Genomic DNA, 16,408 nt, shown 5'->3' with positions numbered 1-16,408 from the left:
AAAGCGTCATGCCAGCCTTGCGACTTCCACGGGCACGCTTACGGCTGAATGCGATGCTGGCAATTGTAGTGCCGTGCTGGGCACCCATATTGAATGACCTGGGCTTTGAAGGCCTTGGAATAGGAACCGAGTGTTGGCTGCATGAAATACCCGTTTAAAAGGCTAGATCTGGTGCTCACTTAAATTTGAGTGCACACGATGTCTTGGCTTTGCGGGGCTGGGTAGATGACATGGCCGGACGGTTACTCAAGGACAGCCGGCCACCCCCGTCGTCAGGGGGAGGCGTGGATCGAGACAGGGGGGCTGTGAGAGCGGGGATTGGAAGAAAGGGGCCAAAGGCCTGGCGTTAGCCAGTCAACTCGAGAATACCCAACATGTAGGTGCGATCCACGACATGCTTGCGAGTACTCGCCTGGAATTTTCCAAAGAGGTTTTTCAAGTGCCATTTCACGGTTTCTCCAGCGACATTCAACGCCTGGGCAATCTGCTTGTTCGACAGGTTGCGAGCGAGCAGTTGCAAGACTGCTCGCTCCTTGGGTGTGAGCAGGCGGCTGGGTGAAGCAGAGCTTGGAGGGGGCTCCGGGCGCACAACCGGACCTGAGTGAAGCGAGGCCTGCATGGCCGGCCTGGTCGTTTCGCTTGCGATCTTTTGCAACCACTTGACCAGTGCGGGATGGGTGTTCTGAACAATGCGCTGCAGTCTATGTCACGCTCGTTGGCGTAGTAGTGGTGCAATTGGGGACACCAGGCAGCGTCGATTTTGTCGTTACGTGAAGGGTGTAGTGGTCTAATTTCCCCGGACACCCCGATAGGTGGAAAATACACCTATTGAGGAGTTCTCCATGACCGACAAACGCAAAGTATTCGACGACAGCTTCAAGCTGGAAGTTGTAAAGATGATCAAGGACCAGGGCCTGAGTGTTTCACAGGTTTGTCGTGATCTTGATATTGGTGATACGGCCGTTCGACGCTGGGTACAACAGTATGAGGCCGAGAAGTTGGGGCAAGCCGGGATCGGCAAGCCGCTGACCTCTGAGCAACAGCGTATTCGCCAGTTGGAGCAAGAAAACCGTCAGCTCAAGATGGATAACGATGTATTAAAAAAAGCCACCGCCTTCTTTGCCCGCGAGCTGAAGTAACGTACCGCTTGGTTCGCCAGCTGCAACAGAAGGCTTGTTCGGTGGCGTATGTGTGCCGTTTGTTGGGGGTTAGTCGATCCGGCTTCTACGAGGCCAACAAGCGCGCTGGGGCTCCTGCATCGATCTGGCCCGTTGCTCTGCAACTCAAGGCGTCGTTTGCTGAAAGTGGCGGCTGTTATGGCAGTCGCCCATTGCGTAAAGCGTTACGCGCAAAGGGTATGCAAGTAGGCATTTACAAGATTCGCCGCATGATGCGCGTCAACAGCCTGCGTTCGGCCTGGAAGCGTAAATTTGTGCACACCACCGACAGCAAACATGACCTGCCGATTGCTGAAAATGTATTGAACCGCCAATTTGAACCCGAGGCGGCGAACAAGGCCTGGGTAGCAGACATTACCTACATCCGAACCCGCAGTGGCTGGTTGTATCTGGCTGTGGTGCTGGACTTGTTCTCACGCAAGGTAGTGGGCAGGTCAATGGCGCCGAACATGCCCGCTGAACTGGTGTGCAGTGCAATGCAGCTGGCGGTTGCTCAACGTCAACCGCCACCCGGCTTGATCGCCCACTCGGATCGCGGCAGCCAGTACGCGAGTGCGAGCTACAGAGCGCTACTGGCAAGAAGTGACATGCAGCAAAGCATGAGCCGTAAAGGTAACTGCTGGGATACGCAGTGATGGAGCGCTTCTTTCTGAGCTTGAAAATGGAGCGGGTATGGCGACGTGATTACGCCAACCATGCCGAGGCGATACGCGACATCACTGAGTACATCGTTGGGTTTACAACAACGAACGGCTGCACTCGAAACTGGGATATCTGCCACCGACCGTTTACGAACGGGCGATGGCGTCAAAATCACCTATCGAGGTGTCCGGAATTAGTTGACCACTACAGGGTGCGGGTTCCTCCCTGCTTGCCCGGTGACTCCGCATTTAGCGGAATTCCCGGCCTTCATTGAAAAACTTTCCCTCGCCTGAATAGGTAAGCACTTGCTGGAAGCCTCACATGGACGTTCGCTTACGGCTGAGCAGGTCGCCGCAGGCTCGATGAAGCCGCAGGGCTGCGGCATTCATCGGTACTTGCGGCGGAATTAATCAAGGCACTGGCGATTCTGTGGGGGGCGGTATCGAACCTGACCTTGGTCTTTGCAATGCCGCTGCTTACCTGGGCCTGTTCGTTCCAGTGCTGGTTGGCTGGCTTTGGTTACGCCAGGCGTTAGTTGCAGGGCGGAGGCAAGGCACGATGGCGGGACATCAAACTTTTAATATTGTTCTGATAATAGAATTAAATACTGTATAAAGAATAATGCAGGATAAATTGCCTGCCTATTCACGCCCTATAAAAACAAAAACGGTAACCAACATGTCATTTCTGAAAGGCTTCTCAATCGGCGCCAAGCTCCTCGTGCTGCCCGGGTTATTTGTGCTCGCTCTACTGGTTGTCTCGGGTCTGGCCTACCGCGGGCTGGCTAAGCAACAAGCGGTAATCGAGGAAATCGACCAGTTGCGTTTCCAGCAATATCGGCAAGTGTTAGAAACCTCGGCCGCCTCGCAGGCGGCGATGGTCGGCGCATATGCCACAGGCGCGCGCATCCTTGAATCCAGTGGGCAAGCTTCCGCGGAAGACCTTGAGTCATATCTTGAAGATATGCAGGCCAGTGTTGACGACATGCGTGCCGGGCTGGACAAGGTGGCTCGTGAAACTCGCCTGGGCGAAGAAGAGAGAGCGCTCTATCAAGCGGTGCAGGAGCAGGCCGCAGTGGTCGGCGAGGGGCTTGCCGAATTCAAGCGCACTGCTTTGAGTGACCAGATACAGGCTGCCTCGCTGCTGGGTCGGGTGCGTGCCGACAACAATGGCCTGCAAGGTCAATTCAACCGGCTGTTGGGCCTACAAGCCGAGCTGACCTCTGGCGCCTTCGCTGAGGCGGGCGCAACACAACAGCAGGTCTCACGGATGCTCGTCGCGGTGCTGCTGGGTGGCAGCTTACTGGCTGTGTTAGTCAGTCTTTTGTTGCGTGCGCAAATCATCCGGCCCATTCGGGAAATCGAGAGGGCTTCGATCGAGTTGCGCGATGGCGACCTGACCCGACGCGTGCGGGTCATGGGTCGAGACGAGATTGCCCACACGGCTCAGGCATTCAACGAACTCATTGATAGCTTCCAGCAGGCAATGCGCAAGGTAGCCGGAGTCGCGGCATCGGTCGGCGCCTCGGCAGAGGAGCTGGTGGGCGCTTCGGCGCGTGTGGCGCAAAGCTCTACGGCGCAGGCCGGTGCGGTGGGCGCGGTGTCGATGACCATCGAGCAGATGAGCGACGGGATTGCGGCAATCTCCAGTCATGCTGAAAGCCTGCGCAGCTGCGCCGAAGCCAGTTTGCGCGGTGCGCAGGATGGACACTTGGCCTTGTCGCGACTGCTCGAGAAAATCGACAGCGTGCGCCATGCATTCTCCGCCATCCGTGGCTCGGTGGGCGATTTTGTCGAAAGCACTACTGCGATCACCGCCAGCATCGGTCAGGTCAAGGACCTTTCCGCGCAGACCAGCATGCTGGCGCTCAATGCGGCGATCGAGGCGGCACGGGCTGGCGAGAGTGGACGCGGCTTCAGCGTGGTGGCGGACGAAGTGCGTAATCTGGCACAACGCTCTGCGCTGGCAGCCAACTCGATCAACCAGTTGACGGTAAAGCTCGAGAGCCAGTCCGAGGTGGTCGACGAAGCCCTGCGCGCCGGCACGGTGGCATTGGACGACAGCGGCCGACTGCTGAGTGAGTTGGAAAGTACCCTGCAACAGGCAGCGGAACTGGTCGGCGACTCCACGCGTGGGGTGGACCGGATTGCCGATGCGGTGAGCGTGCAGAACGAGGGTGGGCGGGGCATCGTTGCCAACGTCGAGCACATCGCACGCATGGCCGGCGAGGGCGATGCGATCACTCATCAGGTGTCCGGAGCTGTGGTGTCTTTGCGCGAACTGTCCGATGAGCTGAATGTAGCAGTGGGACGTTTTCGCTACGAGGCCTGATTTGCTTGAGACTTCGGTGTCCTGAATATCAGCAGCAGGGGTATGACTCCAATGGATAACCACATCAGCAGCTTGAAGTCATCCAGGTAGGCCACCCAGCTGGCCTGCACAGTGATCATGCCATCCAGCGCCGCACGCCCGCCGGCGGTTAATGGATTGAGTTGGTTGTTTACAGGCCAGGCATCGAACAGGCGGTTGAACGGCGTAACGTATGCGCCGATTTCGGCATGATTGATCTGAGTGTTTTGAGCCAGCAGCACCGTAACGATCGAGATGCCAACGCTTGAGCCGACATTGCGTGACAGGTTGTACAGACCAGTGGCTTCGCCACGCAAATGCGGCGCTAGGGTGGTAAAGGCGATGGTGGTCAGTGGGACGAACAACAGACCCAGGCTCGCGCCCTGAATAAAGCCGACGTACACGATGGTGTTGATGGACACTGCCGGCGTCCAGCCGGTCATCATGTACATCGACCAGGCGGACAGCAACAAACCGCAAAACAGTATCCAGCGAATATCCACTTTGCCGATGATCTTCCCGGCAAGGAACATGCTAAGCATGGTCCCCAGTCCGCGTGGCCCCATGACCATGCCGGCGGTGAGCACCGGGTAACCCATCAGGGTTTGCAGGTAGGGTGTCATCAGCGCCAATGACGCTAAATAGGTAATGCCGATGATGAAGATAAACACGACCGCCACCGAGTAATTGCGGTCCTTGAACAGTTTCAGACTGATAAAGGGCTTGTCGTGGGTGAAGGTGTGGACGATGAAAATGTACGAAGCGATGGCGGCCACCAGCGCCTCCAGGATGATTTCTCCTGAATCGAACCAGCCCAGCTGTTCACCGCGGTCGAGGAACAATTGAATCGACAGGATCGCCACGCTGAGCGAGCCAAAGCCTAGCCAGTCCAAACGGGCGGTTCTGTCGGCCGGGGTTTCCTGAATGAAGCGCATCATGCCGACAAAGGCCAGCAATCCGATAGGCAAGTTGATGAAGAACACCCAGCGCCAGCTGAGGTGTTCTGTTAGCCAGCCGCCGATCATCGGACCCAGCACCGGACCAACCATCACCGACACGCCGAACAAGGCCACTGCCGAGCCACGGTCTTTCTGCGGGTAAATATCCAGCAGAATGCCTTGCGATAACGGCACCAATGCTGCCCCTGCCAGCCCTTGCAGTAAACGGAACAGGATGATTTCTTCCAGGGACCGGGCAATGCCACAGAGCACCGACGCCAATACAAAACCGAAGATCGATCACAGCAATACGCGCTTGCGACCGAAGCGTCGGGCAAGGAATGCCGAGGGCGGCGTCATGATGGCGGTGGCGACGATGTAGGAAGTCAGTACCCAGTTAATCTGGTCGGCACTGGCCGACACACTGCCCTGCATATAGGGTAGGGCGACGTTGGCGATGGTGGTGTCCAAGGCTTGCATGACCACTGCCAGCACCACACACAGCGTAATCAGTACTCGTAGCGGCGAAGGTGGCAGCGGCCCAGTTACTTCACTCATGATGGCGGGCGAGCAGGTTGGCCAGCGGTTTCGGCAGACCACGGGCGGTTCCGGTATCGATCTCTACCAAGGCACTCATGCCGTGGCGCAGCGCGGGTTTGCCTACGGCATCGTCGATACGGATCTTCACCGGAATACGCTGCACAACCTTCACCCAATTGCCCGTGGTGTTCTGTGCCGGCAGTAGCGAAAAGCTGGAGCTGGAAGCCGGGCTGATGCTTTCCACGGTGCCGTGCCAGGTCACGCCGGGATAAGTGTCTACCTCAATGGTTGCGTCCTGGCCGACGTGAGCGTTGGTCAGCTCGGTTTCTTTCGGCGAGGCAGCCACCCATAGGTGTTCGCTGGACACCAGGCTAAAGCCTGATTGTGGGGGTTGCAGGTAGGCGCCCACTTGCAACGAGTCCACGTTGGTCACCACGCCGTCGAACGGGGCGGTCACCACCGAGTTACGCAGGTTGCGTTCGGCTTCATTGAGCGCTGCTTGTGCTTGTAAGTAGGAGGGATGTTGCTCGAGAGGCCTGTCCAGCCGTCCTCCCAGTTGGGCTAATGCCGCAGCAGCCTGGGACTTGGCTACCAAAACCTGCTGGCGGGTATTGTCGAGGTCCTGATGGGCGTCGTCGTAGATTGTCTTGGAGACGGCGGCAACGCTGACAAGTTTTTCCAGCCGTTGGAAATTGGTCTGGTAGTAGGGCAGCCTGGCTTCAGCCTGGGCGATTTCGGCCAGTGACTGGTTGTAGCTGGCCTTGAGGTAAAGGATCTGGTTGCGCGCGCCTTCCAGTTGCGCGCTGGCACTGGCCAAGGCGATTTCAAAGGGTTCTGGCTTCAAGCGAAATAACACTTGGCCCTTGCTCACGACTTGGTTGTCACTGACCTCAATGGCCGCCACGATCCCGGCCACATCGGTCGAAACGCCCACCCGTTCGGCCTGAACGTAGGCGTTGTCGGTACTGACCACTTGGCCACCCAACACATACCAAGCGCCACAGGCCACGACGACAATCGGCGCCAGCAAAAACAGGCCGACGCGCCAGCGTTGCCGTGGAGCGCCGGAGGATTCTGGCCCATGACGATCAAGGGTGGGAGCTTCAGGCGCCTGCGCTTCAGGTTTCGCCAGTGGGTCGAGTGGACGGGCTTCTGCCTGCACCGCATGACGCTGCAATGTGGACTCAGCCATGCGTCACCTCGTCTGCCGCGCAGTTAGTGGGCTCATCCACCGGCTGGCTGCAAGCCGTCAGCAAGTGTTCACGCATGCGTTCGAGGTACTGCAGCAATTGATCGTGCTCCTGAACGGAAAAGTCGGCCATGGTTTCCACTCGAGTCTGCTCGCCAATGGTGCGCATGAATTGCAGCAGCGGATGGGCATCCGGAGTGAGAAATAACAGGGAAAAACGGCGATCGGTGGCGCGGTTGCGACGTTCGATCAGACCGCGCTCCTGCATTTTGTCCAGCAAGCGCACCAGCGTGACCGACTCGATTTCAAGCAAGTCGGCCAGACCCTTCTGGTGAATGCCTTCATGCGTGGACAGTTTGGCCAGAACTTGCCATTGAGAGCGCGTGAGACCGGCTGCGCGGGCCCATTGTTCGAAGCGTTTACGCATCAAACGGGCAACGTCATGGAGGACAAAGCCGAGGATGGATTGGGTCATCGTCAACGCACCTGAAGTGAATGAGCATGCTCATGGTGATCAGGCTTATAGGTTTTCTGCTGATCCTTTTCAAGGAAAAATGGGCATTAAAGTTAAGAATGTTCATATTCAGCGATTTATTTGGCTGATAATCCGTTTTGTTGAGCAGTGTTCGGAGTATTTCTGGGTTCTAGATAGGTTTTTATGAGTATGAACATAAATCATTAAAATGTTTACTTATGGTTGCCATTACAGCATTGTACCGCTACCGTTAGCGTTGATTGCATTGCAAACAAAAGCCCAAAAACACAACAACAATGAGGCAAACCGATGACGACCCCTGGCTGGTGGGCCATGGCGCTTTCCGAGGCTGTGAATGATCAAAAGCCATTGGCCGTGGCCTTTGGTGGCGAGGAACTGGTCCTGTTCCGCAACGCAGCCGGGCAGGCTTTTGCTCTGGAAGACCGTTGTCCACATCGGCGGGTGCCGTTGGCTCTGGGACGAGTTGTCGAGTCTGGTTTGCAATGTGGTTACCACGGCTGGACCTTCGATGGTGCCAGTGGCGGTTGTACAAAAATTCCCAACCTTAATGATGATGAGCGCGTACCGCCACGCTATGCCGTGCGGGCCTTTCAGGTGAGCGAAGCCAATGGCTTCGTCCATGTGTGGTTGGGTGAGGGCGCATCGCAAGGGGAGCTCCCCAGCAGCGATTACCGGCCAAGCGGTCGCGAATTTACCGGTTCCACCGTCGTCAACATGAGTCACGACCAGTATCTGGCGGCGATGCTCGACGGCCCGGAATGCTTGCTCGGCTTTACCCATGTGCGCCTCACCGATTTCTTCCTTGGCGATCTACGCAGAGAGCAGGGCCGCGTGGTTCTGGAGCGCGGTGCGGTATGGTCCACACAATTTCTGCCATCGCAGTTTGTGGTGGACTACCCCTTGATTGTGCGCACCGCAGTACCCCTGAGCGGCGGCAGTATTCGGGTGGATTTGCTCAACGAAGAAGAAATGCCGCTCGTTACCCTGATGATCGCAACCGGGGCCAACCGCCGTGGCACCACCAGCCTGTGCTGGCGAGGATTCGTGACTGAGCACGTGCCGGCCAAGGCACCGTTGCGTTGGCGTATTGCCCGTGCATTCAGCAGGTCGCCGTTCCGGGTGAACCACTTGATTGACGGCGTAGCCGTCGCGGCCCTGCTGCAAGCCCCATCCCGCGACCTGCGTGCCTTTCGCCGACCGCATCTGATTCCCGCAAGCGCGATCGTCTGAGCACAGGAGAACTCACCATGCATTCCGTGCCTTCCTCTACCGATACTCCGTCGCGCAAAGTGCGGGGTGACTGGACACCGATCAACTATGACCTGCGTGACACCTGGTTTCCGGTCTCCCATAGTCGCGACCTCAGTGCCCAGCCAATTCGTCGAATCATTCATGCCCAACCCTATTACCTGTGGCGGGAAAACGGGCAGCCGAGAGCAGCTGAATTCCATCCCTATCGTCTGCGTGAAAATACGTGCGTGCTGACGGCATTCACTGGCGGCAGCGGGTTTTATCCGCTGGTCGAGCGTTACGGCTACATTTGGGTCTGGTACGGCAACCCGGATGCCGCCGATACATTGCTGCTGCCGCATATCCCGTTCCTGCCGCAAGACGGCAGTCTTCCTGGCTACACCCAGCGCACCGTGCGATTCGATGCGACCTCTGCGCTCTCTGTAGAAAACCTGATTGACCTGACCCACGCCGATTTCCTGCATGCCAATACCATCGGCGACGGCATCAGCGAGTCGGACGAGGTCGAGGTGCAATGGACCTCTGAAACGGTGACCCGCACCCGTACAGTCGCACAAAAATCAGTGGCGCCGATCATGCGTTGGGTCGGCGGGGTGCGCGCCAAGTACCAGGATTTTCGCGCGGTGCTGCACATCCATTTGCGCAGTAATGTGTGCATCTCCTACCCGCGATTTCGTCCCGGTTATGACGTTCCTAACTTGCAACCGTTCTTGCCGGTGGGCAAGCATCGCTCGCGCTGTGACGTCACGTTCAATACCACCGCTGCACCGTCACCGTTTCGCTACGTGATGCCGCGCATCAACTACATCATCCAGCCCCAGGACAACTCGGTGGTGCGTCCGCAAAATCAGCGCTATTTCGAGACCGATGAGCGACGTGACCTGCATTCGCGTTTCGATACCCCAGGTACTCGTTATCGCTACCAGATGGAACAACTGGTCGAACGCCAGCGCGCCGGTCAGTTCGCCTACGGCAGCGATGCTGAACCCGGACGCGATATCAGCACGTTGTTGGGCATGAAAGACTGACCCCATCACGCAAGGAGTACGGCTATGGATCTGGGCATTGGCGGGCGCATGGCGGTGGTATGCGCGTCTTCACGAGGGCTTGGCAAAGCCTGTGCGCTGGCATTGGCGCAGGAGGGTTGCGAGATACTGATCAACGGCCGCAATGCCGAGACCCTGGCGCAAACCGCGCAGGACATTTTTCTCGGCACTGGCCGGCTGCCCCGCACGGTGGTGGCGGATCTGTCCACCTCTGCCGGGCGTGCGACATTGTTGGCCGCGTGCCCGGTAGTCGACATTCTGGTGACCAACAACGGCGGCCCAGAGCCGGGTCGTCTGGAGGATTGGGATCACGCGGCCTGGATGGCGGCCATTGAGGCCAACATGCTCTCAGGCATTCTGCTTATCCAGGCTGTGATCGGCGGTATGCGGGCGCGAGGTTTCGGCCGCATCGTCAATATCACCTCGGCGATGGTCAAGTCACCGCGTTTGCCGTTGGGTTTGTCCACCGCTGCACGTGCCGGGCTGACCGCTTTTTGCAAAGCTCTGTCGGTCGAAGTGGCACGGGACAATGTAACGATCAACAATCTGCTGCCGGAGCGCATTGAGACGGACCGTCTGCGCTTTATGACCGAGCAGCTGGCGGGGCTTCGCCAGCTCAGTTTTGAGCAAGCACGGGTGGAAATGCTCAAGCCGATAGCGGCGCGACGATTTGGCCAGCCGAGCGAATTGGCAGCCGCCTGCGCATTTCTCTGTTCGGCGCAAGCCGGCTATATCACCGGGCAAAATTTGCAGATCGACGGCGGCAGTTATGCTGGATTGATTTAGCTTCCCCGGCGTTCCTTCCAGTCGGCGGGCAGCACTTCGCTGGCGTCGAAATCCAACTCCACTTCAACCCCATTGGGGTCCTGCATGAACAGCTGCCACGTGCGATCGGCGCCGGGAGCACGGATCACCTTGAATCGCACGCCGTGCTCATCCAGGTGCGTCCACATTTTCTGCAAGCCCTGGGCATGAAACGCCATATGGTCGAGCACGCCACGTCGCGGCTCCGGCATTTGTGATACGCCCACCACATGCAGTACGGGCTGTTGCCGGGCGTACAGCCAGAAGCCGGGAACCGGGAAGGGCGGGCGTGGCCCGTCGACCAGACCCAGTACCTCCACGTAGAAATCCCGTGTCGCCTCCAGTTGGTTGGTGACGATGGTGAAGTGGTCCATGCGCAGGATCATCGCAACGCCCCTGATCGGCTTTTAGTGATATTTAGACGAATTGTTATTTGCTGTTCATATTCCTGCTTATGATTCTATATTCGGAATACTAATCTATCTATGGAATTTATCATTGATCGCTTAGGGTAACGCCATGGATTCGTTCTGCAGCTCTGCTGCAAAACGCTAAGCGCAGAAGAAGACAGGTGCTGAATGAGCCAGGCAATCCTCGAAGGAATTCGCGTCATCAGTCTGTGTTCCGGCATTGCCGGCTCTGCCGCTGGCATGCATCTTTGCGAAGCGGGTGCCGAAGTGGTGATGATCGAGCCACCCGCCAACCCCGCCAGAGAGAAACAGGCGCTGTTTGCTGTGCTTAACCGTGGCAAGCGCAGTGTCATCCTCAGTCTGGAAAATCCCCAAGATCGTCAGCAACTAAACTCTCTGCTCGCGAGCGCCGATGTGCTGCTACACGACTTCACACCTTCGGTAGCGCAGGCCCATGGTCTGGCCGACGCGCAACTCGCTGCAGACTTTCCTCGCTTGATTATCTCGGCAATTAGCGGCTGGCCCCAACGGCATGCACTGGCGAATGCCATCCCCTGGGAAACTTTGATCCTGGCGCGCCTTGGCCTGTTGGACGAGCAACCGGCGCATCGCCCCGGCCCGGTATTCGTGCGCATGCCCTTTGCCAATTGGCTGGCCAGCTGGTTGTGCGTGGTTGGGGTGATGGCGCGGTTGCTTGCACGCGAACGTGACGGCTGCGGCGGTATCGCTCATACGAGTTTGGCTCAGGCAGCCTTGGTGCCAATGACCATGCATTGGAACCGCGCGCAAACGCCGACGCAGGCCTTTGCCAAAGGCCTGGATAAACACATTCCTATTCCGTTGCACCAATGCGCTGATGGCCGCTGGTTGCATGTGCATTATTCGCCGGACAAATCCCCGTGGATGGCCGCGGCACTCAGTGAGCTCGGCGAAACCGAAGTGGCTCGCTTGAACGCGCTGTGGCCATCGAGCCATGTGGCGCCAAACTTCGGCGCCAACAAGGCGATCATTGCCACACGGCCGGCACAGGACTGGGTCGAGCATTTCTGGCAGCACGACGTGGCCGCGCAAATTGCCGCTCCCTTTGGCGATATCTACTTCGACGAGCAAGCACGCCTGAATGGTTATGTGGTTGAAGTCGACGATGTGCAATTGGGCAAGACCCTGCAACCAGGCCCTGCCTGGCAGGTGCAGCCACCCGCACGAGTTGGCGGTAGCGCACCTCTGGCAGGTGAGGGGAACGCCGGACTGTCAGGCGCCGATGCTGTGATCCCTTCGCAAGTGCCCAGGTCGAGCCCGGCGCCCTTGCCTCCGCTGCACGGTCTGAAAGTACTGGATCTGGGCGCCTACCTGGCCGGGCCGTTTGCTTGCATGCTTCTGGCGGACCTCGGCGCCGAAGTCATTAAAGTCGAAGCGCCCAAAGGCGATGCCATGCGCCGCCTGGAGCGGATTTTCAGCGGCACCCAGCGTGGCAAGTTGGGGGTAGCGCTGCAGTTGGGCGATCAGCAAACCGAGCCCGCCGTAGAAACGTTGGCCCGTTGGGCCGATGTTGTTCACCACAACATGCGGCTGCCGGCCGCACGCAAACTCAAGGTCGACTACGAGAGCCTCAAAGTGCTCAACCCGCAGCTGGTGTATTGCCATGTCAGTGCCTACGGACCGACCGGACCGCGCGCGGATTGGCCGGGTTTTGACCAATTGATGCAGGCTTCCTGCGGCTGGGAGAGGGAGCAGGGCGGGGAGGGGCAGGCGCCGATGTGGCTGCGTTTTGGCGTGGGCGATTTCTTTGCCGGTTTATCCTCGCTCTATGCCTTGCTGCTGGGATTGTACGAGCGCAACCGCAGTGGCGTCGGGCAAATGGTCAGCTCGTCATTGTTGGGCGCTACGTTGCTATCGATGAGCGAAGCGGTGGTGCTTGAAGACGGCAGCCTGACCCCAATCGAACATATGGATGCGCAACAGACTGGTGTGAGTGACGCACACCGTTTGTATCTATGTAGCGATGCCTGGCTGGTGGTGGCAGCGCTGCAACCGGATGAGGTGCAGCGTTTCAAGGCGCTCATGGGTGATCAGCCCGAAACCTGGTTTGCAGGTCTTACCCGGCAAGCGGCGCTCGCAGCATTGGCTGAAGTGCAAGTTCCTGCGCAGGCCGTCCTGGAGGCGCAGATGGATGCCTTTCTCGACAGCCCCGAACACGCCGCCGCGGGTCTGCACGCGCATTACTCACATGCTGTTTACGGCGACTTGCAACAGATCGGCGCGTTCTGGGATTTCGGCAACTTGCCGTTATCGCTGCAGCGCCCACCGCCCGCCCTCGGCCAACATACCCGGCAAGTTCTGGAAGGCCTCGGCTTTACCGGCAGCGAGCTCGAACGATTGGCCTCGGCTGGCCTGGTGGCGCTGTAACGGTGGGCCTATTGGCCGGCAGCATTTTTCGACAAGCACAAGGAATACCCATGTACGAGTTGGATTTCAGCGGTAAAACCGTGCTGGTAGTCGGCGGGTCCAGTGGCATCGGCAATGGCATTGCGCAGAACTTTCGCCAGCGCGGTGCCGAAGTGCATGTCTGGGGTACGCGTGCCTCGGCGGCGGCCTATCACGACTCACCCGACTCTAACCTTGAAGGCTTGCATTACGCGCAGGTCGACGTCGCGGATGCAGCGTTGATCGAAGCGGTCTGTGTGCCATTCACCCGTCTGGATGTGTTGGTGCAAGCGCAAGGCACGGTGCTCTACGACCGTCAGGAATTCCTCGCTGAGGGCTTCAAGCGCGTGCTCGACATCAACCTCACCAGCCTGATGGTCTGCGCGCAGAAATTTCACCCGCTGCTGATGGAAGCCAAGGGTTCGATGATCACGGTCAGTTCGGCAGCAGCGTTCCATTCTACCCGTGGCAACCCTGCCTACAACGCCTCGAAAACCGGCGCTTTCGGGCTGACTCGCACCTTGGCCGAAGCCTGGGCTCGTGATGGTATCCGGGTGAATGGCATTGCCCCGGGGCTGGTGGAAACCAAGCTGACACGGGTGACCACCAGCAACCCGAAACGCCTGGAAGGTGCGCTGCGCGCCATTCCTCAAGGGCGCCTCGGCACGCCTCAGGACATGGCTAATGTGGCTCTGTTTCTCGCCTCGCCGCTGGCCAGCTATGTGCTCGGCCAAACCCTATTGGTCGACGGCGGCATGCTGCTGGCCTGATCGCTATTTGCTAGGAGAAACACCATGGCCTGGGACTTTCAGACCGACCCCGAGATTCAAGTGGAACTGGATTGGATCGAGCAGTTCGTGCGTGAGGAAGTCGAGCCTCTCGACCACGTGTTGGGCAGCCCGTGGAATATCCACGACCCGCTGTTCAAGCAACTGGTCAAACCGTTGCAAGCGCAGGTGAAGGCGCGCAACTTGTGGGCTTGTCACCTGGGCCCGGAACTGGGCGGGGCAGGGTATGGCCAGGTGCGCCTTGCGTTGATCAATGAAATTCTCGGCCGCTCGCTGTTCGGACCGATTGTGTTTGGTTGTCAGGCACCGGACTCCGGTAACGGTGAAATCCTCGCCCATTACGGCACGCCGGCGCAGAAGCAGCGCTACCTGCAACCCTTGCTCGACGGCGATATCGTGTCCTGCTTCGCCATGACCGAACCCCAAGGCGGCGCGGACCCTGCGGTGTTCACCACCGAAGCGGTGCGTGAGGGTGATGACTGGCTGCTGAGCGGCGAAAAATGGTTTGCCTCCAATGCCCGCTACGCCGCGTTCTATATCGTGATGGCGGTCACCGATAAAAACGTGTCGGTGTATGAAGGCATGTCGATGTTTATTGTTGCCGCCGATGCTCCGGGGGTGAGCATTATCCGCAACGTCGGTATCGCCGATGACCCGGCCGCAACCCATGCCTACCTGTCGTTCGACAAGGTGCGAGTGCCTGCTGGCGACATGCTCGGCGCGCCCGGTCAGGCGTTTGTCGTGGCCCAGGTACGACTGGGTGGCGGCCGCGTGCACCATGCGATGCGGGTGATTGGCCAAGCGCAGAAAGCCCTGGATGCACTCTGTGAACGATCCCTGTCGCGTAGTACCCAGGGCAGCCGCCTGGCGGACAAGCAGATGGTCCAGGAAAAAATTGCCGACTCGTGGATCGAGCTCGAACAATTTCGTTTGCTGGTCATGCGCACGGCATGGCGCATCGACCAGTATCAGGACTACAAACGGGTACGCAAAGACATCGCTGCGGTGAAAGCCGCCATGCCCAAGGTGCTGCATGACATCGCCGCGCGCGCCCTGCATGTACATGGCTCGTTAGGGGTAAGCGAAGAAATGCCGTTTACCGGGTACATCGTCCGCTCCTTCCAGATGGGGCTGGCCGACGGGCCCACCGAAGTGCACAAAATCACGGTCGCCAAACAACTGCTACGCGATTATCAACCCTGCGACGAACTGTTCCCCGATTACCACCGGCCCACCGCGGCGGCCCGAGCCCGGGAAAAATACGCCGATGCATTGGCCAGTCTGGGCGAGTACGACGCATGAACGACTGGCAGGATCTGGTCGAACTCGAGCGCCTGGCTCTATGGATGGACTCAAAGGGTCTGGAAAGTGGCTCCATCGAGGCCCCACTGCGATTAACCGGAGGCACTCAGAATCTGTTGCTGCGCTTTCGGCGTGGCACGCGCGAATTCGTATTGCGTCGGCCTTCCAGGGAGTTGCGCGAAGTCGGCAGTAAAACCATTGCCCGTGAAGCACGGTTGCTCAAAGCGTTGGCCGGATCGCCGGTGCCCCATGCCGGCCTGATAGCCGACTGCGCCGACCAAGACGTTCTGGGCGCCAGTTTCTATTTGATGGAACCAGTACAGGGCTTCAATCCCAACTGCGCGGCAGGTTTGCCGACGCCGCACGCGCAGCAGCCAGCAATGCGCCGACGTATGGGGCTGGCCATGGTGGACGCGTTATTGCGTCTGGGAGAAATCGACTATCAGGCGGTGGGCCTGGGGGATTTTGGGCGGCCCGAAGGTTTTCATCAACGCCAGGTCTCACGTTGGCTGGCGCAACTGGACAGCGTCAAAGACTACCCCGGTTGGCCGGGCGCGAGCGGTCTGCCGGGACTTGCCCGGTTGGCCAACTGGTTGAGCGAGCATTACCCGACGCAGTTCCAGACCGGTATCCAGCATGGTGACTTTCACTTGTCCAACGTCATGTTTCGCCACGACAGCGCGGAACTGGCCGCAGTTGTCGATTGGGAGCTGGCGACCATCGGCGATCCGTTGCTCGACCTTGCCTGGCTGGTAGTCACCTGGCCCGGTGCTGATGGTCGTGGTGCCGGCACCATTGAAGTTCGCCCCTGGGAAGGCTTTTGCAGCAGCGACGAACTGGTCGCCCATTACCGCGCCGGCAGCTCGCGCTCGTTGGCGGACTTCACCTGGTACCTGGTGTTGGCCGGCTTCAAGCTCGGCATCTTTCTCGAAGTCAGTTACGCCCGTGCGTGTGCGGGCAAAGCCTCGATGGTCTCGGGTGAAAAACACCACGCCTCAGCGTTGCGTCTGTTCGCTACGGCGTTGCAGCGCATCGATCAAACAGTCTGATA

The 16,408-nt window shown here is 58.8% G+C and carries 13 protein-coding genes and 2 pseudogenes; 10 read left to right on the top strand and 5 right to left on the bottom strand.

Annotation, left to right across the window (positions count from 1 at the left end; translation table 11 throughout):
- Positions 1 to 346: 346 nt before the first annotated feature.
- Positions 347 to 619 (bottom strand): helix-turn-helix transcriptional regulator, encoded by a 273-nt coding sequence (locus HBO05_RS12400; protein ID WP_081997921.1) that lies wholly within the window; start codon positions 617 to 619, stop codon positions 347 to 349.
- Positions 620 to 842: 223 nt separating this feature from the next.
- On the opposite strand from HBO05_RS12400, the pseudogene HBO05_RS12395 reads away from it, so the two are divergent.
- From HBO05_RS12395 to HBO05_RS12385, 3 genes and pseudogenes are all read left to right on the top strand, one after another.
- Positions 843 to 2,021 (top strand): annotated as a pseudogene (locus HBO05_RS12395) (IS3 family transposase).
- Between the two features lie 228 nt (positions 2,022 to 2,249).
- Complete coding sequence (locus HBO05_RS29090) at positions 2,250 to 2,435, top strand: acyl-CoA dehydrogenase C-terminal domain-containing protein (protein WP_076961359.1); 186 nt, start codon at positions 2,250 to 2,252, stop codon at positions 2,433 to 2,435.
- Between the two features lie 63 nt (positions 2,436 to 2,498).
- A complete protein-coding gene (locus tag HBO05_RS12385) occupies positions 2,499 to 4,151 on the top strand; it encodes a methyl-accepting chemotaxis protein (protein WP_020300852.1) in 1,653 nt (550 codons plus the stop codon).
- On the opposite strand, the pseudogene HBO05_RS12380 reads toward HBO05_RS12385, so the two are convergent.
- From HBO05_RS12380 to HBO05_RS12370, 3 genes and pseudogenes are all read right to left on the bottom strand, one after another.
- A pseudogene (locus HBO05_RS12380) lies at positions 4,139 to 5,665 on the bottom strand (DHA2 family efflux MFS transporter permease subunit). The gene HBO05_RS12385 and the pseudogene HBO05_RS12380 overlap by 13 nt on opposite strands.
- A complete protein-coding gene (locus tag HBO05_RS12375; protein WP_020300850.1) occupies positions 5,658 to 6,839 on the bottom strand; it encodes an HlyD family secretion protein in 1,182 nt (393 codons plus the stop codon). Before HBO05_RS12375 ends, HBO05_RS12380 begins: the two are co-directional and overlap by 8 nt.
- Positions 6,832 to 7,311, bottom strand: coding sequence for a MarR family transcriptional regulator (locus HBO05_RS12370; RefSeq protein ID WP_047531071.1), 480 nt, complete (start codon positions 7,309 to 7,311; stop codon positions 6,832 to 6,834). The genes HBO05_RS12375 and HBO05_RS12370 overlap by 8 nt, the downstream gene beginning before the upstream one ends.
- A 309-nt stretch (positions 7,312 to 7,620) precedes the next feature.
- Between HBO05_RS12370 and HBO05_RS12365 the strand changes: the two genes are divergently transcribed.
- Genes HBO05_RS12365 through HBO05_RS12355 form a run of 3 tightly spaced genes read left to right on the top strand, consistent with a single transcriptional unit; the run spans position 7,621 to position 10,415 of the window.
- A complete protein-coding gene (locus HBO05_RS12365) occupies positions 7,621 to 8,562 on the top strand; it encodes a Rieske 2Fe-2S domain-containing protein (protein WP_020300847.1) in 942 nt (313 codons plus the stop codon).
- 17 nt (positions 8,563 to 8,579) lie between these two features.
- Positions 8,580 to 9,611, top strand: coding sequence for an aromatic ring-hydroxylating dioxygenase subunit alpha (locus HBO05_RS12360; RefSeq protein ID WP_020300846.1), 1,032 nt, complete (start codon positions 8,580 to 8,582; stop codon positions 9,609 to 9,611).
- A 24-nt stretch (positions 9,612 to 9,635) separates the two neighbouring features.
- Positions 9,636 to 10,415, top strand: coding sequence for an SDR family oxidoreductase (locus HBO05_RS12355; RefSeq protein WP_020300845.1), 780 nt, complete (start codon positions 9,636 to 9,638; stop codon positions 10,413 to 10,415).
- On the opposite strand, the gene HBO05_RS12350 is transcribed toward HBO05_RS12355, so the two are convergent.
- A complete protein-coding gene (locus HBO05_RS12350; protein ID WP_020300844.1) occupies positions 10,412 to 10,819 on the bottom strand; it encodes a VOC family protein in 408 nt (135 codons plus the stop codon). The genes HBO05_RS12355 and HBO05_RS12350 overlap by 4 nt on opposite strands.
- Before the next feature lie 192 nt (positions 10,820 to 11,011).
- Between HBO05_RS12350 and HBO05_RS12345 the strand changes: the two genes are divergently transcribed.
- Genes HBO05_RS12345 through HBO05_RS12330 form a run of 4 tightly spaced genes read left to right on the top strand, consistent with a single transcriptional unit; the run spans position 11,012 to position 16,406 of the window.
- The gene (locus HBO05_RS12345; RefSeq protein ID WP_047531069.1) at positions 11,012 to 13,249 is read left to right on the top strand and encodes a CoA transferase; all 2,238 of its coding nucleotides are present in this window, start codon (positions 11,012 to 11,014) and stop codon (positions 13,247 to 13,249) included.
- A gap of 50 nt (positions 13,250 to 13,299) precedes the next feature.
- Positions 13,300 to 14,037, top strand: a complete 738-nt coding sequence (locus HBO05_RS12340; protein ID WP_020300842.1) for an SDR family oxidoreductase — start codon at positions 13,300 to 13,302, stop codon at positions 14,035 to 14,037.
- Between the two features lie 24 nt (positions 14,038 to 14,061).
- Entirely contained in the window at positions 14,062 to 15,357 is a 1,296-nt protein-coding gene (locus tag HBO05_RS12335) for an acyl-CoA dehydrogenase family protein (RefSeq protein WP_020300841.1), read from the top strand.
- Positions 15,354 to 16,406, top strand: coding sequence for a phosphotransferase family protein (locus HBO05_RS12330; RefSeq protein WP_020300840.1), 1,053 nt, complete (start codon positions 15,354 to 15,356; stop codon positions 16,404 to 16,406). The genes HBO05_RS12335 and HBO05_RS12330 overlap by 4 nt, the downstream gene beginning before the upstream one ends.
- The last annotated feature ends 2 nt before the right edge of the window (positions 16,407 to 16,408 follow it).

Origin of the sequence: Pseudomonas sp. WS 5079, assembly GCF_012985465.1 — a bacterium.
Lineage (GTDB): Bacteria > Pseudomonadota > Gammaproteobacteria > Pseudomonadales > Pseudomonadaceae > Aquipseudomonas.
Note: the sequence above shows the minus strand (reverse complement) of the source record. Positions and strands in the feature narration are given on the sequence as shown.

Bases quoted from the DNA above. Each gene is read 5' to 3' on its own strand.
- HBO05_RS12330 (WP_020300840.1), top strand. From the start codon at position 15,354: ATGAACGACTGGCAGGATCTGGTCGAACTCGAGCGCCTGGCTCTATGG.
- HBO05_RS12385 (WP_020300852.1), top strand. From the start codon at position 2,499: ATGTCATTTCTGAAAGGCTTCTCAATCGGCGCCAAGCTCCTCGTGCTG.
- HBO05_RS12340 (WP_020300842.1), top strand. From the start codon at position 13,300: ATGTACGAGTTGGATTTCAGCGGTAAAACCGTGCTGGTAGTCGGCGGG.
- HBO05_RS12355 (WP_020300845.1), top strand. From the start codon at position 9,636: ATGGATCTGGGCATTGGCGGGCGCATGGCGGTGGTATGCGCGTCTTCA.
- HBO05_RS12400 (WP_081997921.1), bottom strand. From the start codon at position 619: ATGCAGGCCTCGCTTCACTCAGGTCCGGTTGTGCGCCCGGAGCCCCCT.
- HBO05_RS12365 (WP_020300847.1), top strand. From the start codon at position 7,621: ATGACGACCCCTGGCTGGTGGGCCATGGCGCTTTCCGAGGCTGTGAAT.
- HBO05_RS12335 (WP_020300841.1), top strand. From the start codon at position 14,062: ATGGCCTGGGACTTTCAGACCGACCCCGAGATTCAAGTGGAACTGGAT.
- HBO05_RS12345 (WP_047531069.1), top strand. From the start codon at position 11,012: ATGAGCCAGGCAATCCTCGAAGGAATTCGCGTCATCAGTCTGTGTTCC.
- HBO05_RS12375 (WP_020300850.1), bottom strand. From the start codon at position 6,839: ATGGCTGAGTCCACATTGCAGCGTCATGCGGTGCAGGCAGAAGCCCGT.
- HBO05_RS12350 (WP_020300844.1), bottom strand. From the start codon at position 10,819: ATGATCCTGCGCATGGACCACTTCACCATCGTCACCAACCAACTGGAG.
- HBO05_RS12360 (WP_020300846.1), top strand. From the start codon at position 8,580: ATGCATTCCGTGCCTTCCTCTACCGATACTCCGTCGCGCAAAGTGCGG.
- HBO05_RS12370 (WP_047531071.1), bottom strand. From the start codon at position 7,311: ATGACCCAATCCATCCTCGGCTTTGTCCTCCATGACGTTGCCCGTTTG.